Source organism: Bradyrhizobium sp. BR13661 (genome assembly GCF_029892425.1).
In the GTDB taxonomy this organism is placed as follows: domain Bacteria; phylum Pseudomonadota; class Alphaproteobacteria; order Rhizobiales; family Xanthobacteraceae; genus Bradyrhizobium.
In genome coordinates this window covers 417882-443418 of record NZ_JARXWB010000003.1, presented here as the reverse complement: position 1 = coordinate 443418, position 25537 = coordinate 417882, and the positions used below count along the sequence as shown (strand labels likewise).

At 60.5% G+C, this 25537-nt stretch carries 28 protein-coding genes; 26 read left to right on the top strand and 2 right to left on the bottom strand.

Annotation, left to right across the window (positions count from 1 at the left end; all coding sequences use genetic code 11):
• Positions 1-59: 59 nt before the first annotated feature.
• The 4 genes from M2427_RS07655 to M2427_RS07640 all read left to right on the top strand — a co-directional run bounded on the left by M2427_RS07655 (position 60) and on the right by M2427_RS07640 (position 3718).
• Positions 60-995: a toprim domain-containing protein gene (locus tag M2427_RS07655; RefSeq protein ID WP_280705625.1), complete on the top strand. Its 936-nt coding sequence runs from the start codon at positions 60-62 to the stop codon at positions 993-995.
• 313 nt (positions 996-1308) lie between these two features.
• Positions 1309-2235 carry a DUF2493 domain-containing protein gene (locus M2427_RS07650; protein ID WP_280705596.1) on the top strand — a complete coding sequence of 309 codons (927 nt, stop codon included), beginning with the start codon at positions 1309-1311 and terminating at the stop codon, positions 2233-2235.
• A gap of 144 nt (positions 2236-2379) precedes the next feature.
• Positions 2380-2862: a hypothetical protein gene (locus M2427_RS07645; RefSeq protein WP_280705595.1), complete on the top strand. Its 483-nt coding sequence runs from the start codon at positions 2380-2382 to the stop codon at positions 2860-2862.
• Positions 2863-3394: 532 nt separating this feature from the next.
• Positions 3395-3718 carry a DUF736 domain-containing protein gene (locus tag M2427_RS07640; protein WP_280705594.1) on the top strand — a complete coding sequence of 108 codons (324 nt, stop codon included), beginning with the start codon at positions 3395-3397 and terminating at the stop codon, positions 3716-3718.
• 248 nt (positions 3719-3966) lie between these two features.
• Here M2427_RS07640 and M2427_RS07635 read toward each other — a convergent pair whose 3' ends face one another.
• Positions 3967-4224 carry a helix-turn-helix transcriptional regulator gene (locus M2427_RS07635; RefSeq protein WP_280705593.1) on the bottom strand — a complete coding sequence of 86 codons (258 nt, stop codon included), beginning with the start codon at positions 4222-4224 and terminating at the stop codon, positions 3967-3969.
• 215 nt (positions 4225-4439) lie between these two features.
• On the opposite strand from M2427_RS07635, the gene M2427_RS07630 reads away from it, so the two are divergent.
• A complete protein-coding gene (locus M2427_RS07630; protein ID WP_280705592.1) occupies positions 4440-4721 on the top strand; it encodes a DUF2285 domain-containing protein in 282 nt (93 codons plus the stop codon).
• A 263-nt stretch (positions 4722-4984) separates the two neighbouring features.
• Here the strand turns inward: M2427_RS07630 and M2427_RS07625 are convergent, their stop codons facing one another.
• Positions 4985-5215: a hypothetical protein gene (locus M2427_RS07625; RefSeq protein WP_280705591.1), complete on the bottom strand. Its 231-nt coding sequence runs from the start codon at positions 5213-5215 to the stop codon at positions 4985-4987.
• Between the two features lie 66 nt (positions 5216-5281).
• Here M2427_RS07625 and M2427_RS07620 point away from each other — a divergent pair, with 66 nt between their 5' ends.
• The 21 genes from M2427_RS07620 (at position 5282) to M2427_RS07520 (ending at position 25023) form a co-directional block, all read left to right on the top strand.
• Positions 5282-5647, top strand: coding sequence for a DUF2285 domain-containing protein (locus M2427_RS07620; protein WP_280705590.1), 366 nt, complete (start codon positions 5282-5284; stop codon positions 5645-5647).
• A 132-nt stretch (positions 5648-5779) separates the two neighbouring features.
• The gene (locus M2427_RS07615) at positions 5780-6058 is read left to right on the top strand and encodes a helix-turn-helix domain-containing protein (RefSeq protein WP_280705589.1); all 279 of its coding nucleotides are present in this window, start codon (positions 5780-5782) and stop codon (positions 6056-6058) included.
• Positions 6059-6208: 150 nt separating this feature from the next.
• Positions 6209-6673 carry a DUF2840 domain-containing protein gene (locus tag M2427_RS07610; protein ID WP_280705588.1) on the top strand — a complete coding sequence of 155 codons (465 nt, stop codon included), beginning with the start codon at positions 6209-6211 and terminating at the stop codon, positions 6671-6673.
• Entirely contained in the window at positions 6670-7179 is a 510-nt protein-coding gene (locus M2427_RS07605; protein ID WP_280705587.1) for a S26 family signal peptidase, read from the top strand. The genes M2427_RS07610 and M2427_RS07605 overlap by 4 nt, the downstream gene beginning before the upstream one ends.
• 1208 nt (positions 7180-8387) lie before the next feature.
• The gene (locus M2427_RS07600) at positions 8388-10160 is read left to right on the top strand and encodes a DUF3363 domain-containing protein (protein ID WP_280705586.1); all 1773 of its coding nucleotides are present in this window, start codon (positions 8388-8390) and stop codon (positions 10158-10160) included.
• A gap of 134 nt (positions 10161-10294) precedes the next feature.
• Positions 10295-12301, top strand: a complete 2007-nt coding sequence (locus M2427_RS07595; RefSeq protein ID WP_280705584.1) for a conjugal transfer protein TraG — start codon at positions 10295-10297, stop codon at positions 12299-12301.
• 9 nt (positions 12302-12310) lie between these two features.
• Positions 12311-12748 carry a CopG family transcriptional regulator gene (locus M2427_RS07590; protein WP_280705583.1) on the top strand — a complete coding sequence of 146 codons (438 nt, stop codon included), beginning with the start codon at positions 12311-12313 and terminating at the stop codon, positions 12746-12748.
• A gap of 176 nt (positions 12749-12924) precedes the next feature.
• A complete protein-coding gene (locus tag M2427_RS07585) occupies positions 12925-13572 on the top strand; it encodes a hypothetical protein (RefSeq protein ID WP_280705582.1) in 648 nt (215 codons plus the stop codon).
• Between the two features lie 103 nt (positions 13573-13675).
• Positions 13676-14998, top strand: a complete 1323-nt coding sequence (locus M2427_RS07580) for an MFS transporter (RefSeq protein ID WP_348521913.1) — start codon at positions 13676-13678, stop codon at positions 14996-14998.
• A gap of 402 nt (positions 14999-15400) precedes the next feature.
• Positions 15401-16369 (top strand): P-type conjugative transfer ATPase TrbB, encoded by a 969-nt coding sequence (trbB, locus tag M2427_RS07575; RefSeq protein WP_280705623.1) that lies wholly within the window; start codon positions 15401-15403, stop codon positions 16367-16369.
• Positions 16366-16692 (top strand): TrbC/VirB2 family protein, encoded by a 327-nt coding sequence (locus M2427_RS07570; protein ID WP_280705580.1) that lies wholly within the window; start codon positions 16366-16368, stop codon positions 16690-16692. Before trbB ends, M2427_RS07570 begins: the two co-directional genes overlap by 4 nt.
• On the top strand, positions 16692-16955 hold the full coding sequence (locus M2427_RS07565) for a VirB3 family type IV secretion system protein (RefSeq protein WP_280705579.1): 264 nt from the start codon (positions 16692-16694) through the stop codon (positions 16953-16955). Before M2427_RS07570 ends, M2427_RS07565 begins: the two co-directional genes overlap by 1 nt.
• Before the next feature lie 8 nt (positions 16956-16963).
• On the top strand, positions 16964-19405 hold the full coding sequence (trbE, locus tag M2427_RS07560; RefSeq protein ID WP_280705578.1) for a conjugal transfer protein TrbE: 2442 nt from the start codon (positions 16964-16966) through the stop codon (positions 19403-19405).
• Positions 19402-20136 (top strand): P-type conjugative transfer protein TrbJ, encoded by a 735-nt coding sequence (gene trbJ / locus M2427_RS07555; protein ID WP_280705577.1) that lies wholly within the window; start codon positions 19402-19404, stop codon positions 20134-20136. Before trbE ends, trbJ begins: the two co-directional genes overlap by 4 nt.
• A complete protein-coding gene (gene trbK-alt, locus M2427_RS07550) occupies positions 20136-20513 on the top strand; it encodes a putative entry exclusion protein TrbK-alt (protein WP_280705576.1) in 378 nt (125 codons plus the stop codon). The genes trbJ and trbK-alt overlap by 1 nt, the downstream gene beginning before the upstream one ends.
• 3 nt (positions 20514-20516) lie before the next feature.
• On the top strand, positions 20517-21722 hold the full coding sequence (gene trbL / locus M2427_RS07545; protein WP_280705575.1) for a P-type conjugative transfer protein TrbL: 1206 nt from the start codon (positions 20517-20519) through the stop codon (positions 21720-21722).
• Positions 21722-22402 (top strand): conjugal transfer protein TrbF, encoded by a 681-nt coding sequence (gene trbF / locus M2427_RS07540; RefSeq protein WP_280705574.1) that lies wholly within the window; start codon positions 21722-21724, stop codon positions 22400-22402. Before trbL ends, trbF begins: the two co-directional genes overlap by 1 nt.
• Positions 22402-23385, top strand: coding sequence for a P-type conjugative transfer protein TrbG (gene trbG / locus M2427_RS07535; RefSeq protein ID WP_280705573.1), 984 nt, complete (start codon positions 22402-22404; stop codon positions 23383-23385). The genes trbF and trbG overlap by 1 nt, the downstream gene beginning before the upstream one ends.
• The gene (locus tag M2427_RS07530) at positions 23382-24581 is read left to right on the top strand and encodes a TrbI/VirB10 family protein (RefSeq protein WP_280705572.1); all 1200 of its coding nucleotides are present in this window, start codon (positions 23382-23384) and stop codon (positions 24579-24581) included. Before trbG ends, M2427_RS07530 begins: the two co-directional genes overlap by 4 nt.
• 4 nt (positions 24582-24585) lie before the next feature.
• Positions 24586-24732 carry a DUF2274 domain-containing protein gene (locus M2427_RS07525; protein ID WP_280705571.1) on the top strand — a complete coding sequence of 49 codons (147 nt, stop codon included), beginning with the start codon at positions 24586-24588 and terminating at the stop codon, positions 24730-24732.
• 42 nt (positions 24733-24774) lie between these two features.
• Positions 24775-25023, top strand: coding sequence for a DUF2274 domain-containing protein (locus M2427_RS07520; protein ID WP_280705622.1), 249 nt, complete (start codon positions 24775-24777; stop codon positions 25021-25023).
• Positions 25024-25537: the final 514 nt, after the last annotated feature.

The following is a 25537-nucleotide window of genomic DNA, read 5'->3' as shown; positions in this document are numbered from 1 at the left end:
CGCTGACATTATGTTGCGTAGAAGCTGTCAATCGTCTGCGAGACAGCACCCAAGTGCAAATGCGCAACATAACCTTCGGCGCAACATATTCGGTCTTATGTGCAGTTGAACATAAGACCGACGCCGCGACCGGTGAGCATGGCGATCTCCTGGACATCATTCGGCATAGCCTTGGGCTCCGTGACTTCCGCGAAGTTGCCGAAGAGGCGAGGCGGTTTCTCAAGCTGCCCCGCACTGAATCGGAACCCGTACCACGACTGCCCCCAGTGCGCTGCGTCCCGACGGGATCTCAAGAGGCCGCAAGGCGGCTGTTTGCGATCTCAGGTCCGATCGAAGGCACCACGGTGGAGACTTATCTGCGACGTCGCGGAATAGCTCGCGTGCACCATGGTGGCAGCCTTCGCTTCCATCCGCACTGCTACTATCGGCCTGACGAACACCTGCCGACCGAGACCTGGCCGGCGATGATCGCATGCGTCACAGATATCGATGGCAGAATCACTGGTGTGCATCGCACGTGGCTCGATCCAGACGGCTTTGATCGCATTCGACTCGGCAAGGCGCCGATCGACACGCCGCGACGCGCCATGGGCGATCTGCTCGGGAATGCGGTTCGCTTCGGTGCGCCGGACGACGACGTGCTTGTGGCCGGCGAAGGCATCGAAACCATGCTCTCGCTGCGTTGTGCGCTGCCAACATTGCCGATGGCCGCAGCGCTGTCGGCCAATCACCTCGCAGCCATGCTGCTGTCGTCAAGCTTGCGTCGGCTCTATATCGCGCGGGACGCTGACGCCGCTGGAGACATGGTGCAAGCCACTCTGTTGAACCGCGCACAAGCGGCCGGCATCGAAGCAATCCCCTTGTTACCTCGGCTGGGCGATTTCAACGAGGATCTGCACGTCTTTGGCCTCGATACCCTCCGAGCAGCGCTGCGGATTCAGCTTGCACCGGAGGACGTCTCCCGCTTCCTGCTCTTGCCGGCCGCTGTCGTTTAGGCGGCGCTTAGCTCCGATCAACGTCGACAGCTCGGTCGCGGGGCGGCCCAATGCCGGAGAGGTCGCGACCACGGCCTTCTAGAGGGCGATCGGACGGCAAGCGGCCCTGGCCGCCAATGGCTGCGTCCGGCTATTTTCCGCCGGCCCTGCGGGCCTTTGCATCGCGAAGCAAAATAGCCGGCCTCCGCCATCCTCCGCTGGCGCTTCGGCCCTCCGCTGCGCTTTCGGGTTCTGGCCCGTTCCGCTCGCCGTCTGAGTGATCGCCACGAAGGCCGCGATGGGCGCGGCCAATCCGGCAAAAGGACCTCTCCCGATGAGCGACCATGACGACACCGAACAGCACACGCCATCTCCGACCGACCTCGTCCTCAACGAATTGCAGCTCTTTGGCTACCGTCCATTCGACGACCAGCCCGATCCGAGACCCCTGCCAGAAGGCAAGATGATCGCCGGTGCCGTCGCCGATATTTTCGACGCCCTGGTCGCTACCCTCACCGACACGCGGCTCGAGCCCGACCTTCCGGATCTGCTGTGGTCGACGGTCAACCTCTTCCATCGTGCCACAGATCGCATCGTCCGGCAGCTCGACGACAATGAGCAGGCCCAACGCAAGAGCCAGCGCGAACAGAACGGCTCGGAAGTGAAATCGGTCGAACTCGAACGCCTGACGGCCGAAGGCATCACACTGATCGAGCGCCGTAACTGCCTTGAACTCTTCCGCGACCAAGCGATCGAACGCTTTGAGCTCTACACGGGTTCATCCTGGCGTGCTCGATCGGGGTCACTCGTCAACCATCGCACGCTCACCGCGGCAATGATCGACTCCCGCGACTTCATTGCAGCCAAGCGCCGGGCAGAGACTGAGGTCATGTTGCCGGTAGGACCGAAGATCGCACTCACGGGTGGTCTCGACTTCAACGATCATCGTCTGATCTGGGATCGCCTCGACAAGGTTCACGCCAAGCATCCCGACATGGTGCTGATCCATGGCGGCTCGCCAAAGGGCGCGGAGCTGATCGCCTCCAAATGGGCGACCACCCGCAAGGTGCCTCAGGTCGCGTTCAAGCCGGACTGGACGAAGCATACGAGGGCCGCTCCCTTCAAACGCAACGATGCGATGCTTGAGCTACTGCCGATCGGCGTCATGGTCTTCCTTCCAGGCACCGGCATCCAGCATAACTTGAGCGACAAGGCCAGGAAGCTCGGCATCCCCGTCTGGACGTTCGGCGACGGCGCGTAAGCGCCGTCCTACCGCTCTTCACGCCACCGAGGTGGAGTTGCATCGCCGCAACTCCGCCCCGTTTCGCTACCATATTCGGAATTGCGCCGTGGTGGTGGTGGAGAAGGCGCGACCGTTACACCTATGCAACATGGAGCCACCACCATGCTCGCCCTCGGACTTCTTCTCAACATCGCTGGCATCGGTATCTTCTGCTGGCTGGTCTTCGTGCTGGCAGTGTACGCCTTGCCGTTTTTCGTGGCGATCAATGCCGGCATTTGGACCTACCACAGTGGCGCCGGCGTGCTTGGCACGCCGCTCGTTGCCGTCGCTGCCGGCGGCATGACGCTTGCGCTCGCCCAAATCGCCTTCGCCGCAACACAGTCGCTGTTCGTGCGTGCCGTCATTGCCGCCGTGTTCGCTTTGCCGGCGACATTTGCTGGCTATCACGTCGTTCTTGCGATGGCGCAAATAGGAGTGCCTTCGGTTGCTTGGCAGGAAGCCTTCGCTTGCTTCGGCGCGATCTTCATCGGCGGCACAGCGTGGACGCGTTTGACCGTATTCACGGAGCCCCAATCGACGGAACCGGGCAGGGCGGTCAGCAACAGTTCTCACCCAGTTCTCACGGCCACCACTCGCGAGGGATGATCTTTCTCAACCTCGTCGTCGAACAGCTTCGCGTAGATCAGCGCGCGAGGTGTGCGGGAGCTAAGCGAAAGGACGTTATTGTCTTCCCGGAGCACCTCGACCGGCTGAACGTTAGTCCCCGTCTGCATAACCGTGGAAGATCGCTTTTCTCGGAGGTCTTTGGGTAGCGATGCCGCTATTTCCCGCATTCTGCTTCTTTCTCTACGCCCAATCGTTCCAACCCCTTGAACAGCGCAACCGAGATTAGCCACCTCTTCTCCCGAGGTTGCATTTCAGCACGCGACGCACCGGGCCTCCGTGATGGCTCGATCTGGCCGAAGACCGGCTGCGCCTCGATCGCCTGAGCCGCAACGTTGTCGCAGCGACTTTCTTCCCCTGGGCTTCGCCCATTCCTCGCGAGGCAAGAAAGTCGCTGCGACAACGTCCTCCGCTGCGCTGCGGCCCTTCGGGTGCGTCGCCGATCGTCCTCGGCCTGCAGATCGCCATCGAGGCCGCGGTGGTCGCGGGCTCGAAACACAATAGGAGAAGACAAATGGCTACCATCGGTTCGTTCAAGAAGGTCGGCAACGATTTCCACGGCGAAATCGCCACCCTCAGCCTGAAGGCCAAAGGCGTCCGCATCGTCGCGGAATCCAACCTCTCCAACGACAAAGCTCCGAGCCACCGCGTGTTCGTGGGCCGCGACGTCGAGATCGGCGCCGCCTGGTCGAAGCGCTCCGAGGAGGGCCGCGACTATCTCTCGCTCAAGTTCGACGATCCCTCCTTCAACGCGGCGATCTACGCGAACCTGTTCGAGGATGAGGGCGGCGAAGGCTACACCCTGCTCTGGTCGCGGCCGCGGAAGAACGGCGAGTAAGCCTTACTCCACCAGACCCCGCCCGAGGAAATCGGGCGGGGTCCTTGTTGCCGCTCAAAGATCGGCCACCGCGAAGACATCGCAGTGGTGACGGTTCCTCATTGATCTTGCCTGTCTCGTCGCTGTTCAACGCGCGATGCCCTGGCTCTTGGCGATATGGGTATTAGTGACCCTCGCGATAGATAGAGCTGGCCGGCTCGACAGATGACGAAGATGGTCGGATTCTGAGGTAAACAACCCCCTATACTTCAACTGTTCGACGAGGGGCGCACTCTTTTTCGCTCGGTACTGTCGGTCGACGGCCGTTTCAGGAGATCCGAGGCTTCGACACCAAGAACTCGGGCCAGCTTGTCGACGATGTCGATCGTAGCCGAGTAAATTCGTCGTTCCAGCGAACTGACATAAGTGCGGTCGATCTTCGCGCGGTGCGCCAGCTCCTCCTGCGAGAAGCGCCGCGCGCGCCGCAGCCTTCTCAAATTCAGCGCCAATATCTCTCGAATATCCATGATCGAGAGAGCAGCGCCTTGAAGAGTATTTCACCACGGAGTATCCTCTACAATTCGACGTCTGAGCCCGCTTAACGGAACCGCAATCCCACTATTCTTTCATCTCTGAAGTGCGCGAAATCCTGTAGACCACTCGGGCTGGTCGGTACGACAATGGCTCAAGTGCAGCTAGGGTTCGCCAGATCGAAGCTTCTCGAGCGATAGGAGTTTCATGCGTGCCGCCCCTTGATCCTAAAGTTGCAGATACAGCTCCCGATGAGCAGGTGCTGACGCCGTATGACCAGCAACACGCCGTCACCTACGTGCGTCTTCTTGATGCCGAAAAAGCCAGCGCTGACTGGCAAGAAGTCGCGCGTATTGTTCTTTGCATCGACCCGATCTCGGAGCCCGATCGTGCTCGCCGCGCTTACGAAAGCCACCTGGCTCGCGCGAAATGGGTTGCCCGCCACGGTTATCGTGATCTCCTCGCGCGAGGATGGCCGAACGGCGAATCATGAAGGACGTTTGGAACAAACGTGACGTCTTGTTGACGGTTGATCGAAAATACAAATCTTCTCATTTGTTCGAGCGAGCGCCTGCAACTAGAAATGGTCACATTTGTCGTGTTGCAATTCCCCATCGTTGGTGCAGTGCAGCGGGGAAGTAGTCATGTCGGGCGTTGATTGGAGATCAGAGCAAGATTACGCAAACTTCGGAACGGCAGAGACAGCCGACATTGCCTGGGAATGGCTCCGCCGCGACAGCGAATACCAGCAAGAGCTCAGAAATCTGACAGCCGCTGAGCGATCGAGCGGAATGACACATCAATTCCGCAATAAATGGGGGCTGTCTTTTCGCGGCTGATCCGGAAAAAGCTTTCGACCGACAAGCGATATTCTGGGCCCCCGAGGCGCTCTCGACCGTCCTGTCGCTCCGCGAAGCGGACGCGTGCAGCGATATCGGGCACTATGATCTCGTTTGGACCACGCTCGCCGGTGGCGAACTTCGCCATGGGCTGGATGGGTGGCATGCCATTGTACCGCTGGCAGGCGCCATTCACCGGCTCTACCTGCCGGCAATGCCCGCCAGAGGTTCGCCGCTTTCCGTCGCATTGCCACTCGACGCCAATTTCGACATACGACTGCAGGCGGCACACCGATTTTGGTCTGCCATCGAAGGCCGCCGTCTTGGTACGCCACCTCTGGCGCTCTCGTACCAGCGCCGGCGGCGCTTCCTATTAATCATGCGGGCCCTCGATGCATGGCTGGCGGGACATAGTTATCGTGAAATCGCAGAGGGCTTGTTCGGCAAAGAGCGCGTTCTTGCCCGCTCCTGGAAAGATCATGATCTTCGCAGCCTGACCATCCGCCTGGTCCAAAGCGGCATCGCTCTGATGCGCGGCGGCTACCGTGCGTTGCTGCGCCCCACATCCAGGAAGAAATAGCTGCGACTCCGGGGTGCCGAAAACACACCCCCTCATCTTCGGCATCCCCCTTTGAGGCTCCATTCCGCCATTGTGTCCGTTGACGCGCCGGCGACCTCGCTGGCGTTCCTTAACCATCACGGAGCCCTTCATATGTCGGATCCGAACACCGGATTGCCGCACCGATACTTGCGGACAGCCGAAGCAGCGCGCTTTCTCAGCCTTTCTCCCCGCACTCTGGAAAAGCACCGGATCTATGGCACCGGTCCCGCCTACCGGAAGATCGGCGGACGCGTCGTTTACGCCGTCGCTGATCTGAGCGCGTGGGCCGACCTCGGCGCCAGAACGTCAACCAGCGATCCGGGGTCCGGCGTGGTTCTACCTGCGAAACGGCACGCTCCCATCCCGTATGCGGGCAAGGAGCGTCGCTGAAGCATGCCCGAAGACAAGAGTTGCTGTGCGGATCGTCGACCGCGACGCCGGCAACGCGCAATTCCGCGGGCGTGGCCAGCTGATCTGAAAACCCCGGCCCCGTCTTCACTTCGAATCGAGCAGCGATTCAACAGTAAGGAAGTCGTCATCATGAGCGATCTCACGACAGTAGAGCTCTTATGGCTTGAAAAGTGCATAGAGAACCGGATTCGGTTCGGCAATCCGGTGTCGGAACGGATCCTGAGCGGAAACCGCCGCGTCCTATCCTTCACACCCGGCAGCATCTTCGCTTTCGTTCGTTGGACGTCCAATGATTTCGGTACCGTCCTGTCCCGCGTTGACATCCTGCGCGCCGCGACGCCCGGGCGGCCCTATTCGACGGTACCCTGGATCAGTCCCGGCGGCGAGAGCCTGCTGCGGCTATCAAGCTGGCCGAAAGTCGAGCGCGTGCTGCAAACGATCGATGCGATCGAAACACTCGGCATCAATCCAGCCGACGCGGCGCCCGATTATTGGCACCACGTGCACAACCGCTTGTCGGTCAATGAAACGCCCCGACCTTATACCCGGTCGCGCCATCAGGCCTGGCACCGTCGCCGACGAATTGCATCATGAATGGTCGTTTCGGCACAATCCTCACGGCACTCGCGGCCGTCGCTGCTCTCGTCTCCACGATCGGAGGAACGACGCCCTGGTACATCTGGAACGCATCGAACAGCGTTCCGATCGGCCTTTATCGCGTCGCGCCGGCCCGCAAGTTCACCGTCACCGAGCTTGTCGCCGTTCAGCCGCCCGATCCGCTAGCAGCCTTCCTTGATCTGAATGATTACCTTCCCTATGGCGTTCCGATGCTGAAGCGGATCGTGGCGCTGCCAGGACAGGTCGTGTGCCGAACCGGGCTCACCATCACCGTCGATGGCCTTGAGATGGGACAAGCACGCGAGCGCGACGGTCGCAACCGCCCGCTGCCGGCCTGGCAAGGGTGCCACATCATTGGCGAAGACGAGATATTTGTCATGAACTGGCAGTCCACCGACTCCCTCGACAGCCGATATTTCGGACCGCTGCCTGCATCCGCAGTTATTGGTCGGGCTCTTCCGGTGTGGACCGACGAGGAATAATCGCGCGCGATATTCGCGACCGCTCGTTCGCTTCGCCACCTCCGGACGGCCGCCGATCCTTCCTTCCCGGTCCGTTCTTCAACCGAAGACAACACGCGAGTTTGCAGTCCCAGGGCCATTTCAGCGAATTACCGCGGTCGACCAATTGCCCTGGTCGATGCCGTCAACAGCATGTTGATTTGTCCGAAGCTCGTCCGCGGAGGAGTGCGATATGAACGTGCTGATGGCGTACGGGCGATGCCTTCGGCCCGCGCTCTACTCGTCGCTTCGCTCCTCACCGAGCCACCCTGCGGGTGTCTCGGCCCTCCGGGTAACGATCGCTATCGCAAACGCTCGCTTCGCTCGCAAACAGTGGGGGGCTTCGCAAGTCAACTGCCAAAGTCGCGGCGGCTCTTTCGCAATGAATCTGCCACCAGCCGACGTGTTCGGGCAGGCGCTATTGAATGATCCACCGCAATGACCCGTACAGCATTTTGTCGCAAATCGCCGCGAGTACCGAGAGTCTGTTGGCTGGGAAGTTGGGCCCTCGGAACCAGCGACCGAGGAGGGCAAGATAAAGCGAGCTGGCGCTCGCAAACTCGTCGTCGGACAGCGGTCGAGAAACCTTTGTCTGCACATTGGTTTTTAGAATCGCCACGGCTGGCGGTTAACGACATTCCATCGAGGCCGGATGGCGCCCTTAGAGCTTGACGAGGAATTTCAATGCGCCAAGCGATGGCGCTCGCGGACTTCAAGTTGAAGATCTCCGCCTTTCATTCGATCTCTTGCGCGTCACTGCAATTTTCTACGATCGACGTATCACAGCTCTTGCGCGGGGCGGATTCGACGAGGATCGTCAGTTCATGGCGGCAGATCAAAGCGACGATTTTCGTGTACGGCCCGGACGTGTGGGTAGTCGGGGGACCCGTGTCAATTCGCGCGGAAGTTTGCGGTCCCAACCGTTCCTGAAGCAGGTTCAGGTGGCTGTCAGGAGGGCTGGAGGGGATCCTAACAGGATTGGACGCGGACCGGCTGGCGGCGAAGGGCACGGAGGGACAAGAACCGGTCGGTTCAATGCACGAGGTCGTGGCGCGAAGATCGTTCCCTTATTGCTCCGCGATGGTCAGAACGGTGGTTGGCAACGGGATTCGAGCGGGCGCCTCCGCTCGCGTCGAGTCGCCGTTAAGGCAAGGATTGTCAAACTCAACGCCCAGGGACGGAAGCGGGGATTGCATGGTCCCGAAAGGGCCAAGGCGGCAAGCAAAGCTGTCGATGCCCATCTTCGCTACCTCGAACGGGACGGGGTCAATCGCGATGGCGAGAAAGGGAAGGCCTATTCGGCCTCTGAGGACGACGCTGATGGCAAGGCATTCGTCGAGCGAGGACGCGAGGATCGACATCAGTTCCGCTTCATTGTGGCACCGGAAGATTCGAATGAAATGGCCGACTTAAGAAGTTTCACGCGCGACCTCGTGCGACAGATGGAGAAGGACCTCGAGACGCGCCTCGATTGGATCGCGATCGATCATTACAACACCGGCCATCCGCATACCCACATCATCGTCCGCGGTGTCCTGGAGGGAGGGGGTATCCTCAATATCGCCGGAGACTATATCGCCCACGGCATTCGTCATCGGGCTTCCGAATTGGTGACGCTGGAACTCGGACACCAGAGCGAGATCGAACTTCAGTCCAAATTGAAGACAGAGGTTGAGGCGGAGCGGTGGACCCGGCTCGACAAGATGCTCGCCACCGAGCAGCGCGAGAGGCGAATTGTTGACCTGAGGCCAGGAGGAGGAATGACCAATGCGTTTCGTGAGAACCGCGGGCTCATGATCGCACGGGTCAAGTACCTTGAGCGCTATGGACTAGCGAGTGAGATCGAGACCGGGCAGTGGGCTATTTCTGACCGCGCCGAGGTCACCTTGAAGGAGCTTTCCGATCGCAACGATATCATCAAGACCATGCACCGAGCCCTCGCAACTCACGGGCTTGATGAAGAACGCGGCGTCGATCAATACGTCCGTCACGGTGCGCGGCCGAGCGAGAGAGTCACAGGTCGCGTCCTGGCCAAAGGGTTGGCTGGCGATGAGATGGACGAGCGGGTCTATCTGATAGTCGATGGGATAGACGGCCGCGTCCACCACATGGAATTTCCCGACGCTTCTCATCTGAAGGACATCGGGCGCGACATGATCGTGGAGGTGGCGCCGGCCATTATTGGACCGCGAGCCGCTGATCGCAACATCGCCCTGAACATCGGCGAGAGGGATCAAATCTACCGCCCAAGCCAGCACCTGGCGCGCATCCGCGAGCAATTCGAACGAGAGGGCAAGGATCCCGAATCCTTCGTCCGCTCGCATGTCCGAAGGCTGGAGGCTTTGCGCCGGGGAGGGCATGTCGAACGTCTCGACGACGATCGCTGGAAGATTCCCAGCGACATCATCGAGCGCGGCCAAGCCTACGATCGCGTCAGAAGTGGTGACAGCCCGAGGATCAAGACCCTCTCACCGCAAAACCTCGACCGGCAGATTGCCAGTGACACCGCTACCTGGCTCGATCGGGAGCTAATGGCTGGAGAGCCTCTGGTCATCGCTGACGGCGGCTTTGGCCGCGATGTCAGGGCCGCCCTCCATCGCCGCGCCGAGCGCCTCGTCCAAATGGGTCATGCCACGTTAAGACAAGGTGCCATCCAGATCCCGGCGCAGGCTATCGCAAATCTTGAGCAGCGCGAGGTGGAGCGTATGGGTCGTCAGATGGCTGCCGAGCGAGGCCTGACCTTCACGCCTAGCAAAGCAGGCGAATATGTCAGCGGCCGCCTCACTGGCGCTGCCTCTCTCGCAAGCGGACGCTTCGCTATGATCGAGGACGGACTGGGCTTCCGGTTGGTACCTTGGCAGCCCGTTCTCGAAAAGCGCATCGGTCAATTTATCACAGGCATTCAACGCGAGTCCGGCGGCATCGAATGGGAGTTTGGAAGGAGGCGTGGATTGGGATTGTAACCGGGCTGCACTCATTTGCGAGCGGTGGCGGTTGCCAAACTGAGCTTGATCCGATTTTTACGCTCCGATCCGAAGGCGTACGCCTGCAGGCGAATTGATCTTGAACGGTCGCGAACATCGTGCACCTTGCACTCATGTCTTCGACCAAGGTGCTTTGGGGCCAAACCTGCATCGTGCTAGGCATCGTCCTCCTCACGATGTGGGCGGCGACACAATGGGTTGCCTGGAAGCTGGGCTTTCAGCCGCGGTTGGGCGGACCATGGTTTGAGCTGGTTGATGGGTTGCCTATCTATTATCCGCCGGCGTTTTTCTGGTGGTGGTACGCTTATGACGCCTACGCACCAAGAATATTTCTGCAGGGCGCCTGCATCGCGGCATCAGGCGGCATCATCTCGATAGTCGTTGCCTTTGCCATGTCGATTTGGCGAGCGCGCGAGGCAAAGACGGCCGCAACCTATGGCTCGGCGCGTTGGGCGGCGGCTTCAGAACTGCGGTCCGCGCAGCTCATGGGCCAGGATGGTGTCGTGCTCGGCCGATTCGGCCGCCATTACCTTCGGCATAATGGACCAGAGCACGTCCTGTGTTTCGCGCCGACACGGAGCGGCAAGGGCGTCGGCCTTGTCATTCCGACCCTGCTGACCTGGCCGGGCAGTTGTGTGGTTCACGATATCAAAGGAGAGAACTGGAATCTGACTTCAGGTTTCCGCGCCAGGCATGGCCGAGTCCTGCTGTTCGATCCGACCAACCGAAGATCTTCCGCCTATAATCCACTTCTGGAGGTGCGCCGCGGAGAGTGGGAGGTGCGCGATGTCCAGAACATCGCGGATGTGCTCGTGGATCCCGAAGGGGCGTTGGATAAGCGCAACCACTGGGAGAAGACAAGCCACTCGCTTCTGGTAGGCGCCATCCTGCATGTGCTTTATACGGGAAAAGACAAGACACTTGCTGGGGTCGCCAATTTCCTGTCCGATCCGCGGCGGCCAATCGAGGTGACGTTGAATGCCATGATGACGACAGCGCATCTTGGTAGATCCGGTCCACATCCTGTTATTGCCTCAGCCGCACGCGAGCTCCTGAACAAGAGCGAGAACGAGCGCTCTGGTGTCCTATCGACGGCAATGTCGTTCCTCGGTCTCTATCGCGACCCCGTCATAGCGCAGGTGACGCGATCGAGTGATTGGCGAATCAGCGATCTCGTCGAGGCCAGGCGACCTGCCTCGTTATACCTTGTCGTACCGCCGTCCGACATCAGTCGGACCAAGCCGCTGATACGCCTGATCCTCAATCAAATCGGCCGGAGATTGACGGAGGATCTGGATGCTCAAAGGCGTAGGCATCGGCTGCTGCTGATGCTGGATGAGTTTCCCGCCCTAGGCAGACTCGACTTCTTCGAATCGGCGTTGGCGTTCATGGCGGGTTATGGGCTGAAGAGCTTCCTTATTGCCCAGTCGCTCAACCAGATCGAAAAGGCATACGGTTCGAACAACTCAATTCTCGACAATTGCCACGTCCGCGTCTGCTTCGCGAGCAACGACGAGCGGACTGCACGGCGCATCTCGGATGCACTGGGAATGGCCACCGAGCTGCGCGCCATGAAGAACTATGCTGGTCACAGGCTCAGTCCATGGTTGGGACACCTGATGGTATCGCGGCAAGAAACCGCGCGTCCCTTGCTGACGCCGGGCGAGGTGATGCAATTGCCGCCTGACGACGAATTGGTCCTGGTTTCCGGATGTTCGCCGATCCGCGCCAAGAAAGCGCGCTATTTCGAAGACGAGCGTTTCCGCGAGCGCGTCATTCCTCCCGTCAAGCTTGGCGGAGAGCTGGAGCCTCGCGAGATGCGCGATGATGAATGGAGCGGCCTGCGCCGGCCCATCGCGGATATCGCTGGAGCCGAGCCAATAGTTCAGCCCGAGACCGCCGAAACAAGCAATGATCCAGCTAACGGAGGCCTTCGGCGGGAGCCGGAGCTTCCCCAACATGAGGAAGTCATAGCGGAACCCGGTCCAGCGAAGGCCGAATTCGATTTTGCTGACGAAGAGGCGGATGACGAGGTCCAGCGCGCAGCCACCTTACGAAAGCAGGGGTCGGATATCGCCCGCCAGGCGGCGATGGATCCCGGCGACGGCCTCGGCCTATGAGACTCTGAGATGAGGACCAAACACACATTTCGTCTGCCGCCCGACCTTGCACGGCAACTCGCCGACTATGCCGGTCGAAAGCGCGTACATCAGGCGTTTGTCGTCGAGACGGCATTGGCCTCGTTTCTGTCGCCGGACAATTCCGAAAGAATGGAAGCCGCACTTGGGAAACGGCTGGACCGGTTGACGCGACAGGTCGAGCGGCTCGAACGTCATGTCACGATCTCCAATGAAGCGGTCGCTCTATTCGTGCGGTTCTGGCTGACCGCAACGTCGCCTGTCCCTGAGGCAGCACTTCCTGCCGCGCAAGCCAAGGGACGCGAACGTTACGAACGGTTTGTCGAAGCGTTGGCACGAAGGCTGGCCAAGGGCCAGAGCCTGGCACAGGAAATATCCGTGGATGCCGAGCCGCTCGGTAAGCAATCGAGCGAGCCTGGTTCGGCTTGATTGACCTCGCCATTCCCATCTTTTGCTGCGCCAGACTACGATCGAAATCTTCGTTGGCTTGAAAGCAACGCCGATGAGGTTCTTCTCTCACTTCGTTCAGGATTGATCACCTGATCTCGTGCCGGTCGGCCCGGTGCAAATGGTCAGTGTGTCCTTGGCGAAAAGGAAGAACGGTCATGCAGCTCCACAGCGAAGTCGATATGCAGGCTAGCGATGCTCACGCCAATGCCCTGTCGGCTTCCAAGCGTAGACCTAAGCGGAGCCGCAAGGTGACCGTCAGGCTTACCGAGGATCTGTACAATCGATTTTCCGCTGCAACTGAACGTCCCGGTGTCGGCAAGAGCATGGTCGTGGAAGCCGCCCTTGAACGCTTTCTGAGCGTAGCTCCCTCGATTGAAGATACCGTAAGGGACCGGTTTGACGACATCGACGATAAGCTCGACCGCCTTGAGCGCAACATGCGGGTCATGGCCGAAACCGTCGCGCTGCACGCCCGGTATCACCTTGCAGTCATGCCACCGCTCCCGCAAGCGCGGCAGCAGGAAGCCGCTCACCTCGGCGACGAGCGCTTCAAGGTTTTGGCCGAGCAGGTCGACCGACGCGTTCGGCAGGGCCGGCCCTTGATGCAGGAGACGATCGACCGCCTCGATTCCAGCGACTGCGAAGCCAACGACATATCGCACCGCCCAAATCAGCAACACAGAGATCGAGGATCTGCTACGGAAGAGGTTGAAATCAAGCCCGGATCGTTCGCTGCCGCCGGGGAGGGCGGCGGCAATTTGTACTTTCGCGACCGTTCAAGCTCGTTCTGCGGGCCGGCTTGATGCCGTCGAACATGGAAAGCCTACTCCGCAGCGGAGGGCTATTGATTCCGAGTCGGAGTCGACGAGGGACTCGGATGTCTCGCAGAAATCCTCGCCTTCAATATTGCGCCTGATCCTCTCTGTTTTCCTGCCCTTCGCTGCTGGCTACTATCTTGCCTACCTCTTTCGAACCATTAATGCCGCGATCTCGCCGGCATTGGCCTCCGACTTCGGGATTGAAGCTGCAGAGGTCGGGCTGCTCGCGTCGGTCTATTTCCTGGTCTTCGGGCTGGCCCAGATCCCAATAGGGGTATTTCTGGATCGATTTGGGCCGCGCCGAGTCCAGGGCGTGCTGCTGGTCATCGCGGCCGGCGGCGCTACGCTGTTCGGTACGGCGTCGAGCTTTCCAGAGCTTCTTGTGGCGCGCGCCATGATTGGACTCGGCGTTGCCGGCTCGTTGATGGCCGGACTCAAGGCCATCGTCACCTGGTTTCCGAAGGAGCGCGTCGCGCTCATGAACGGCTGGATGATCATGTTGGGGTCTCTGGGAGCGGTTACGGCCACCGCGCCGACCGATTGGTTGCTGAATTGGATTGGCTGGCGAAGCCTGTTCGAAGTCCTGACCATTGGGACGGTCGCGGTCGCTGGACTCATCTATATGGTCGTTCCGAAAAGGGCCGAGGATTCAGAGATCGTTACATCAGCTCAAAAGCCACTGACGTTGTGGTCGGTCTATTCAGATCCGCGATTCCTCAGAGTTGCACCGCTGTCGGCGGCCTGCATCGGCTCGTCCTGGGCGTTGCAGTCATTGTGGGCCGCAGCCTGGCTTACCGATGTAGAAGGATTCGACCAACAGAGCCGCGTCCATCAAATGTTCCTTATGGCTGTTGTACTTAGCTTTGGAGCCTTGTTTGTCGGTGCCACGGCCGATCGTCTACGCAAACACAACATAAGAACGGAAATCCTGTTGGCGGGCGTGGGAGGACTGTTCGCGGTGGGCGAACTTGCGCTGATTTTGCGCCTCCCGCTGCCGTCACTTCTGCCTTGGTCCATGGTGTCGATCGCCGGCGCCGCAACCGTGCTAAGCTTCGCGGCCATCGCCGAGTATTTCCCCAAGCAATTTGCCGCGCGCGCCAACGGCGCTCTCAACCTCTTGCACTTCGGCTGGGCGTTCTTGGTTCAATACGGCATTGGGCTCGTGGTCGGACAATGGCCGTCTCAGGACGGGCACTATCCGGTGGCCGCGTATCAGGCCGCATTCGGTCTCTGCGTTGCCCTTCAAACGGCCGCGTTGGCGTGGTTTGCGATGCCGTGGATAAGTACGTTCGGCAAGAGTCTCTGCCGTCCGTTCGCCCGGCCTCCCAAAGTCGGCGCAGCCTCGGTCGGAGTCGGACGACCACCCTTCGAGCGGCCCATTTTCGAGGCGTGTGACGGAGTGGATTGGTAAGCCAGGCGCAAGAGCAATCTCGCAAAAACGTCGCGCTCTATCGAACACAGCCACTAAAGGATTGAGTTGGGCGCACGCCGCTCGGCGAAAGCCCAGCCCAATGACCGATGTTGTTCCTTGCTGCAGAATCGAGTTTGTACCCATCGAGATCGCAATTCTGAGGATAGACGCGATGCGCTTGGATACACGACCTAAAGCGAAACGGCAGTTTAACGAGCGAGGGGCTGACCTTGTTTATGCCGCCGTCGTTGCTGAGCAAAGACTCCGGAGACCCCTTTATCTCTCCTTTCCTACGCCAAGCTACTAATCCGACAACTGCCTTGTTGTGCTGAGCCACTTCCTGCCTTTTCTATTCATCCCCATCTGAGGCCGATCGGGACGGCCTCGTTGTTGGGGACGGCGGTGGCAATCCATTCCATTCAATCGGAGGCGATTTCACGCGGCGCGCGCATGCTGCGCACAGCGTTTGGTCCTGCGATCGCGCGCTTCCTCGAAGATCCTGGTGTCGTTGAGGTCATGCTCAACCCTGATGGGCGGTTGTGGATCGACCGGCTGTCGAGTGGTTTGGCGGATACCGGAGAAATGGTGTCTGCCTCGGACGGAGAGCGGATCATTCGATTGGTCGCCCACCATGTGGGTGCCGAAGTCCACGCAGTCAGCCCGCGTATATCGGCCGAGTTGCCCGAGACGGGGGAGCGCTTTGAGGGACTGTTGCCGCCGGTGGTTGCGGCGCCGGCCTTCGCTATCCGCAAGCCGGCCGTTGCCGTGTTCACGCTGGACGACTACGTCGCCGCCGGAATCATGACTTCGGGCCAGGCCAGCGCTTTGAAAGGCGCGGTCGAAGCACGCAAGAATATCCTTGTGGCAGGCGGTACCTCCAGCGGCAAGACGACGCTGACCAACGCACTCCTGGCGGAAGTTGCCAAGACCTCGGATCGTGTCGTTCTGATCGAGGATACGCGAGAACTTCAGTGCAAGGCGCCCAACCTCGTGGCGCTACGGACAAAGGACGGCGTGATCACGCTATCAGACCTTGTGCGTTCATCACTTCGCCTCCGGCCCGACCGCATCCCGATCGGAGAGGTGCGCGGAGCGGAGGCGCTCGATCTGCTCAAAGCCTGGGGGACCGGCCATCCCGGCGGCATCGGCACCATCCACGCCGGCACGGCGCTTGGCGCGCTGCGCCGGCTCGAGCAGCTCATCCAGGAAGCTGTTGTCACCGTGCCGCGTGTCCTGATCGCGGAAACCATCAATGTCATTGCCGTCCTTTCCGGACGCGGCGCCGAGCGCCGTCTGGCCGAACTCACTAGCGTCACAGGACTCGGAACTGCCGGCGACTACAGCCTGACAGCAATAGGGGACAAATCATGAGTATGACTCTGCCTCGCGGGCGAGATTTCGTCGCTACCGTGATATTCGCAACGGCCCTCATGACGGTCAGCACGGCCCAGGCCGCCGGCTCCAACATGCCATGGGAGCAGCCACTCAACCAGATCCTTCAATCGGTCGAAGGACCGGTCGCCAAGATCATCGCTGTCATCATCATCATCGTCACCGGGCTATCGCTCGCGTTCGGCGACACGTCGGGTGGCTTCCGCAGGCTAATCCAGATCGTGTTCGGCCTGTCGATCGCCTTTGCCGCGTCGAGCTTCTTTCTGTCGTTTTTCTCGTTTGGCGGCGGAGTGACGATCTGATGGACGGTGAGATCCCAGGGTTCGTCACGCCGGTACATCGCGCGTTGACCGAGCCGATCCTGATGGGCGGTGCTCCACGTTCCATCGCCATCTTTAACGGCACGCTGGCTGCGGCGCTCGGCATCGGCCTGCGCCTCTGGATCGCGGGCCTCCTGCTTTGGTTCGTCGGCCACATGGTCGCCGTCTGGGCCGCCAAGCGCGACCCTGACTTTGTCGAGGTCGTCCGCCGGCACCTTCGCATCCCCGGTCATCTCAACACCTGAGGCCTCCCATGATGAATCTCGCCGAATACCGCCGTTCCAATACCCGGCTCGCCGATTTTCTACCGTGGGCAGCTCTTGTCGATGAGGGGATCATCCTGAATAAGGACGGATCGTTCCAGCGCACGGCAAGGTTTCGAGGACCCGACCTCGACAGCTCCGTGCCGGCAGAGCTTGTTGCTGTTGCCGGCCGTCTCAACAACGCGCTGCGTCGGCTTGAATCCGGCTGGGCAATATTTGTCGAGGCCCAGCGCCATTCCGCGGGAGCTTATCCGCCCAACACTTTTCCGGATGTAGCTTCTGCCCTGGTCGATGCGGAGCGGAGAGCGCAGTTCGAAGAAGCCGGCGCCCATTACGAGTCGACCTACTTCTTGACGTTTCTCTACCTCCCGCTGGCGGAGGGTTCGGCCAGAGCGGAACGGCTGCTTTACGAAGGCAGCAACCGCACCGTGGATGCCGATGCGCGCGAAATCCTCCGCGGCTTCATCGACCGAACCAGCCGCGTGCTTCAGCTCATCGAGGGGTTCATGCCGGAGTGTGCCTGGCTCGATGACGAGGCAACGCTGACCTACCTGCACTCGACGGTTTCGACCAAGCGGCATCGGGTCAGGGTGCCCGAGATCCCGATGTATCTCGACGCGCTGCTTGCCGATCAACCGCTGACCGGTGGCCTCGAGCCGATGCTGGGTTCAGCACATCTGCGCGTCTTGACCGTCGTGGGGTTTCCGACAGCGACGACGCCCGGGATTCTCGACGACCTGAACCGCCTCGCATTCGCCTATCGCTGGTCGACCCGCGCGATCATGCTCGACAAAGGGGACGCGACAAAACTTCTGACCCGGATCAGGCGGCAATGGTTCGCCAAACGCAAGTCAGTGGCTGCGATTCTGAAAGAGGTGATGACCAACGAAGCCTCCGCGCTGCTCGATACTGATGCGCATAACAAGGCGCTGGATGCCGATGCGGCACTGCAGGAATTGGGCTCGGATCAAATTGGGCAAACTTTTGTCACGGCGACATTCACGGTCTGGGACACCGATCCTGCTACCGCTGACGAAAAGCTTCGTCTCGTCGAAAAGGTGATCCAGGGCCGGGATTTTACCTGCATGGTCGAAACGGTCAATGCGGTCGAGGCCTGGCTTGGCAGCTTGCCGGGACACGTCTATGCCAACGTCCGGCAGCCTCCGATCTCGACCCTGAATCTGGCACACATGATCCCCCTGTCCGCAGTATGGGCGGGGGAGGCCAGGGACCATCATCTCAAGGCACCACCGCTGTTCCTGGCCAAGACGGAAGGTTCAACGCCGTTTCGCTTTTCGCTTCATGTCGGCGATGTCGGACATGCGATGGTGGTCGGGCCGACAGGGGCCGGCAAATCGGTGCTGTTGGCGTTGATGGCGCTGCAATTTCGCCGTTACCCCGAATCTCAAATCTTTGCCTTCGATTTCGGCGGATCGATCCGCGCGGCTGCAATCGCCATGGGCGGCGATTGGCATGATCTCGGCGGTGCCGTTGCCGGCGAATTGTCCGAATCCGTTTCTCTCCAGCCGCTTGCCAGAATCGATGAGGTTGCCGAACGCGGCTGGGCGGCCGACTGGATCAGCTCGATCCTGACGCGTGAGCGGATCGAGGTCACGCCTGAACTCAAGGAGCACATTTGGTCGGCCTTGAGTTCGCTGGCCTCCGCCCCCGTCGAGGAGCGTACCCTCACCGGGCTTTCCGTTCTCCTTCAATCCAATGTCCTGAAACGGGCCTTGCAGCCGTACTGTATCGGGGGGCCCTATGATCGTTTGCTCGATGCCGAAAGCGAACGGTTGGGAGAATCATCGGTTCAGGTCTTCGAAACGGATGGGCTGATCGGAACCGCAGTCGCACCAGCAGTCCTTTCCTATCTGTTCCACCGTACTGAAGCACGGCTTGATGGCCGGCCAACTCTGCTCATCATCGATGAAGGATGGCTCGCGCTCGATGATGAAGGGTTTTCCGGTCAACTGCGTGAGTGGCTGAAAACCCTTCGCAAGAAGAACGCCTCCGTCATTTTCGCCACCCAGTCATTGGCTGACGTCGATGGATCCGCGATCGCGCCTGTCATCATCGAGAGCTGCCCGACACGCATCTTGCTGCCGAACGACCGCGCCATCGAGCCACAAATCACGGCAGTCTATCGACGCTTTGGGCTTAACGACCGGCAGATCGAGATCCTGGCGCGCGCAACGCCGAAGCGCGACTACTATTACCAGTCGCGCCGCGGCAATCGCCTGTTCGAGCTCGGTCTCGGCGAGGTTGCCCTGGCCTTCACGGCCGCTTCCTCCAAAGCCGACCAGGCCCTTATCGAACAGGTCCTTGCCGAACATGGCCGTGAGGACTTTGTACGCGGCTGGCTCAGGGCGCGCGACATCTCCTGGGCGACCGACCTCATCCCGCATCTCGACGAATTGGAGGCTTCCAAATGAACCGCCTCTGCCGTCTCGCCACCGCCAGCATGATCGCGATCACCGTTGCCGTCAGCTTGAGGCCCGCGTCGGCGCAGTTGGTCGTTTTTGATCCCCATAACTATGCACAAAACGTGCTGACAGCCGCTCGCAGCCTGCAGCAGATCAACAACCAGATCGTGTCACTGCAGAATCAGGCGCAAATGCTCGTTAACCAGGCGAAGAACCTGGCAACGCTGCCATTCTCGTCGTTGTTGCAACTGGAGCAATCGATCCAGGGGACCCAACAGCTTCTCGCTCAGGCCCAGCGCATCGCCTACGACGTCGGGCAGATTGATCGCGCGTTCTCGACGACCTACGCGCCGGCAACATCAGGTATCTCGGATCAGGCGTTGGTCGCAAACGCGCAAGTCCGCTGGCAGAACGCAATGGCGGGCCTGCAGGACGCCATGCGGACGCAGGCAACTGTCGTTGGCAATCTCAATACCAACCGTACCCAGATGTCTGCGCTTGTCACCTCAAGCCAGGGCGCAACCGGGGCTCTACAGGCGAGCCAGGCCGGCAATCAGCTCATGGCGTTGCAGGCTCAGCAGCTAGCCGACCTCACGGCGGTCGTCGCGGCTCATGGACGCGCACAGAACCTGGAGTCTGCTCAGCGTGCTGCCGCGCTGGACCAGAGCAGGGAGCAGCTGCGCCGCTTCCTGACCCCGGGCCAGGGATATCAACCCACAGCCGTTCGGATGTTTCACTGATGAAGAAGTCAAAAATCGACAGGCTGCCGACGATAGCGGCGATGGTGCTCATCGTCCTCACCGTCGCGGCCTGCGCAATTCGTCTGCGTGACGACGGAAACCAAACCGCGTCAGCGACGTCCTTTGACCAGGCGTTCGATCCGTTGGCCGCAAAACTCGCGGAGTGCCGCTCCGTGACCCCAGAGCAGAAAGAGGCTCTGTCGGAATGCCGCAAGGCTTGGGCTGAGAAACGCCGTCAATTCCTCAGGCAGACACCTCCAACGTTATCGGAGAGCGCCAGTTCTCACGGCGCATCGCCATTGTTCATCCCCTCTGAGCACGACAGCGGGCCCAGACTCGGGCCACACGATTCAGTCCCGCAGTCTGGAAAGGAGTAGGCGATGAGCGGCACGGGCATTATCGACCAGTTCCTGGAGACCTTTACCCGCTACATCGATTCCGGCTTTGGGCTGCTCGGAGGCGAGGTCGGATACCTCGCCACGACGCTGGCGGCCATCGATCTCACGCTGGCCGGCCTGTTTTGGGCATGGGGCGCGGACGAGGACATCCTGGCGCGCCTCGTCAGAAAAACACTCTTTGTCGGAGTCTTCGCCTTTCTGATCGGCAATTGGAATAGCCTAGCCCGCATCATCTTCGAAAGTTTTGCAGGTTTGGGTCTGAAGGCCTCGGGCACCGGCCTTTCCTCAGCCGATTTCCTAAGACCCGGAAAGATCGCCCAGGTCGGCCTTGATGCCGGACGGCCCATTCTCGATTCGGTCTCAGGCTTGTTGGGCTATGTCAGCTTCTTCGAGAACTTCGTCCAGATTGCGGTCCTGCTGTTTGCCTGGATTGTGGTGCTGCTCGCTTTCTTCATTCTGGCTATCCAGCTCTTCATCACCCTGATTGAGTTCAAGCTGACGACGCTCGCTGGCTTCGTGCTGATCCCGTTCGGGCTGTTCGGCAAGACCGCCTTCGCCGCCGAACGGGTTCTGGGCAACGTGATCTCCTCGGGCGTCAAGGTTTTGGTGCTCGCCGTCATCGTCGGCATTGGCTCGACGCTGTTTGCGCAATTCACGGCAGGATTTGCCGGCAACCAGCCGACGATCAACAATGCCATGGCGCTTGTGCTCGGAGCACTGTCGTTGCTTGGCCTCGGTATCTTCGGTCCGGGTATTGCCAACGGCATCGTATCCGGTGGACCGCAGCTCGGTGCCGGCGCTGCCGTCGGCACCGGCCTGGCCGCAGGCGGCGCCATTGCTGCTGGCGCAGGTCTTGCGGCAGGCGGCGCAGGACTAGCAGGTGGAGCGGTCGTAGGTGGCGCCCGTGGCGCAGCTACCATAGCGACAGGAACGGCAAGTGCCTACCGAGCTGGAGGATTGAGTGGTGTCGCCAGCGCAGGCGGCTCGGCAATCGTCAGCCCCCTGCGCCGCATGGCAGCCGGACTGACAAGTAGCTCGCCGACGACAGATGCGCCACCGGCCTGGGCGCGTCGCATGAAGCGCGCGCAGACCGTGAACCAGGGCGTATCCGCCGCCACCCAGGCCGTCCGTAGCGGCGATAGTGCTGGTGGCGGATCCTCCGTCGATCTGTCCGAGGGAGGGCAGTGATGTTCAAGCGACCATCCATGCACTACGGCCGCACGCCAGAGCCGGTGACGCCTTACCAGAGAGCGGCCCAGGTCTGGGATGAACGCATCGGGTCAGCGCGCGTTCAGGCCAGAAACTGGCGGTTGATGGCATTCGGATGTTTGTTGTTGTCGGGAGGGTTTTCGGCGGCCCTTGTCTGGCAGTCCACCAAAGGCACCGTCACGCCATGGGTGGTGGAGATCGACCATTTCGGTCAGGCCCAAGCGGTCGCGCCGGCGAGTCCTTTCTATCAGCCGACCGATCCGCAAATCGCATTTCATCTCGCACGCTTCATCGAAGATGTCCGAGGCTTGCCGGCCGATGCCATCGTGCTGCGGCAAAGCTGGCTACGAGCCTACGACTTCACGACCGATCGTGGCGCAGCGGCGCTGAACGACTACGCTCGTAGCAACAACCCGTTTGCCAGGCTCGGCAACACACAAGTTGCGGTCGAGATCTCCAGCGTCATTCGTGCCTCACCGGAAAGCTTTCGGATCGCATGGACTGAACGCCGTTATGACAGCGGCCAACTCGCCGCAACCGAGCGCTGGACCGCGATCCTCTCCATCGTCATCGAAACCCCACGCGATGCTGATCGCCTCCGCAAGAACCCCCTCGGCGTCTACGTCAATGCCATTAACTGGTCAAAGGAGCTCGGTTAGTGAGAAAACCCGTCCCGCGATCCGCGCCCCCCGATTGGAATCGCGCGCCCTTACGTCTCGCCTTTCTTCTCACGGTCGCGCTCTCCGGCTGCACGACCTTCAAGCCGCCACAGATCAGCTATGATAATGAGGTGCCGCCGTCTCCCGATCTCCCGATGCCGGCGGATGACCGCGCGCCTCCCTTGCATGTCCCTCCGGCCTGGACTCCAACTCGTGGCGGCAACAAGCGTGAAGCAGAGTCAAAGGATCCGACCGGCCGCGTCGAGATCGCCAATGACGTGGCGCGTGTCCAGCCGCGGCGGGCGGGTTATTTCAACGCCGTCCAGGTCTTTCCCTACAGCCCCGGCGCGCTCTATCAAATCTACGCCTCGCCAGGGCAGATTACGGATATCGCGCTTGAGCCGGGCGAACAGCTAACCGGTTCGGGTCCGCTTGCCGCCGGCGATACCGTGCGCTGGATCGTCGCCGACACTGAGAGCGGCAGCGGTGATACCAGGCGCGTTCACCTCATGGTCAAGCCAACGCGCCCCGCTATTGAGACGAATCTTGTCGTCAACACCGATCGACGAACCTACCTGATCGAACTCCGCTCTCGCGAAAAGCCATATATGCCGTCGGTCGCTTGGTATTACCCGGAAGACCGGTCCAGCCGCTCCAAGGCTTTTCCACCAGTACCGGTCATCCCGGAGATGGATCAGCGTCGGTACCGCTACGTCATCGAAGGCGACGATCCGCCCTGGCGGCCAGTGAATGCCTATGACGACGGTCGCAAGGTCTACATCGAATTCTCGCCTGGGATCGGTCAGGGCGAAATGCCGCCATTGTTCGTGATCGGTCAGGACGGCAAACCCGAACTCGTCAACTATCGCGTCTACAGGAATGTCCTGATTGTCGATCGTCTATTCACCGCAGCCGAGCTTCGCCTTGGCGCAGACAATCAGCAGAAAGTCCGAATTGTCAGATCCGACGGGAGGCGATCATGACGCACAATGTCCCAAGCGAGAGCCGCGGTCCTGCATCTGGCCCAGGGCCATCATCTGATGACCGCGCGCAGGCCTTGCGTCTGGGTGCAGAGCGTCCAAGGATCACGCGGCTTTCCCGGAAGGTGCTTGCCGGCGCCAGCGCGCTGGCGTTGGTGCTCATCTCTGGAGCGGTGCTGTGGGCGCTGAGGAGCAACCATCCGCGCAGCCCGGCTCCGGACGAACTCTACAGCACGGATCACCACAACGTCGCAGATGGCCTGACAATGTTACCGCGGGACTATGCCGATATTCCGCGCGATATCCCCAGGCTTGGGCCACCTTTGCCAGGAGACCTGGGGCGTCCAATCGTCTCGTCGGAAAGCCAATCAGCGCCGATCGGGATTGACGCCGAACAACAGCGCGTCAACCAGGAGACCGAGGCGGCTCGGACCAGCAAGGTATTTGCGCCGACCACAGCGCCCGTCACGCCGCCACGTGCCCCATCCCAGGAAGCGGCCACCAACACCGCGTCATCTTCTGACGAAACCTTCGTGCAGAACGGACAGGATCGCAAACTGCTGTTCGTCAATGCTCCCGTCGATCGGCGGACTACGGTGCCTGACAGGCTTTCACGCCCTGCGTCTCCGTTTGTCGTGCAGGCGGGAACGATCATACCCGCCGCGCTCATCACGGGAATTCGCTCCGATCTTCCCGGTCAAATCACCGCGCAAGTGACAGAAGTGGTTTTTGATTCTCCAACTGGCCGCGCGAAGCTTATTCCGCAGGGTGCGCGCCTGATAGGGATTTATGATAGCCACGTCGCGTTCGGGCAGTCACGCGTGCTCCTGGTTTGGACCCGGCTCATCATGCCGAATGGGCGCTCGATTGTACTGGAACGACACCCCGGCGCGGATGCCGCGGGATATTCCGGCCTTGAGGATGAGGTCGACTACCATTGGAAGGAGTTGCTCGGAGCAGCTGCGCTCTCGACGCTGCTTGCCGTCGGCACCGAGGTGAACGCGGGAGCGGACATCAACAACCCCAACAGCGCCATCATTCAGGCGCTCCGACGCGGAGCAGGGGATTCCCTCAATCAGACCGGTCAACAGGTCGTTCGCCGCAATCTCAACATCCAGCCAACGTTGACTATCCGTCCGGGATTTCCGGTGAGGGTGATCGTCAATCGCGATCTCGTTCTCGAACCGTATAGAGGATGAAAAGATGGCAAAGCTCAGATTGAGCGCTCCCAAAAATGATAAACCGGTCAAGGTCACCGTTGAATCGCCAGCAACCGCTCACAAGGATCTCGTCGTCTATGCCGATTATCTGAACAGTCAACCGTCTCAGTCACATTTATCGGGAGAATGAGCTGTGGCGGATCTGAAACTTGGTCGACTGCCCAAGCAAGGTATGGTGCGGCTCACCATCGTGCTCTCCGAGCCTCTCAAGGAAGAGCTTGATGCGTATGCCGCGGAGCATGGCAAGCTCTATGAACCTATCGAAACCACAGCATTGATACCGCACATGCTGGAGGCCTTTATCCGCACCGATCGCGGCTGGCGCAGCCGCCGAAAGCGGTTGGATCGAGTGCGAGGCGGTCAACGTCGAGCCGGTCCAGCCAGGGACACCACTCGCGCCGATCCAGAATGTTCAAGCTGAGGCCTTGCGATTTGTTGTTCCTGCTCGCGGATGAGCAGGCTGAGCGTTTGAATGTGTTGAGCCATGTTGCGCTTGGCGGCTCGGAGCTCTCGCATCTCATCAGCCTCTCGGCCGCGCAACATGGTATCTCGGCTTCGCGTTCATCAATGCGGTCGGGAACTGCAAGCGCCGTGGCGCAATCAGCATAGCATTGCTTCAACACGGCTTGAAATCTGCCGAGCAGCTCTGGTGCTCGATAGAGCGTCGCGCGTGAGAGCCCAGCAGCCGGTCAACAGCAGCCACTTAACGTAGCCATGTGCGGCCCGAAGGTGGGGCCAAATATCTGCAATCTCAGCAGGCGATACGACGCGGTCGCGCCTGCGCGTCGTGACAGTTTGTTCGAGGTCTGCAAGTCCTGGGCGCGCGAGGCTGCGCCGTTCTGCTCATTTTAGGCAGGGTCGCAAGCTTCGTACCGTCGATGAAGCGGTGCTGGCACTCCTCCAGTCATCAGCGATCAGCTGAATTGTCGAGCGGT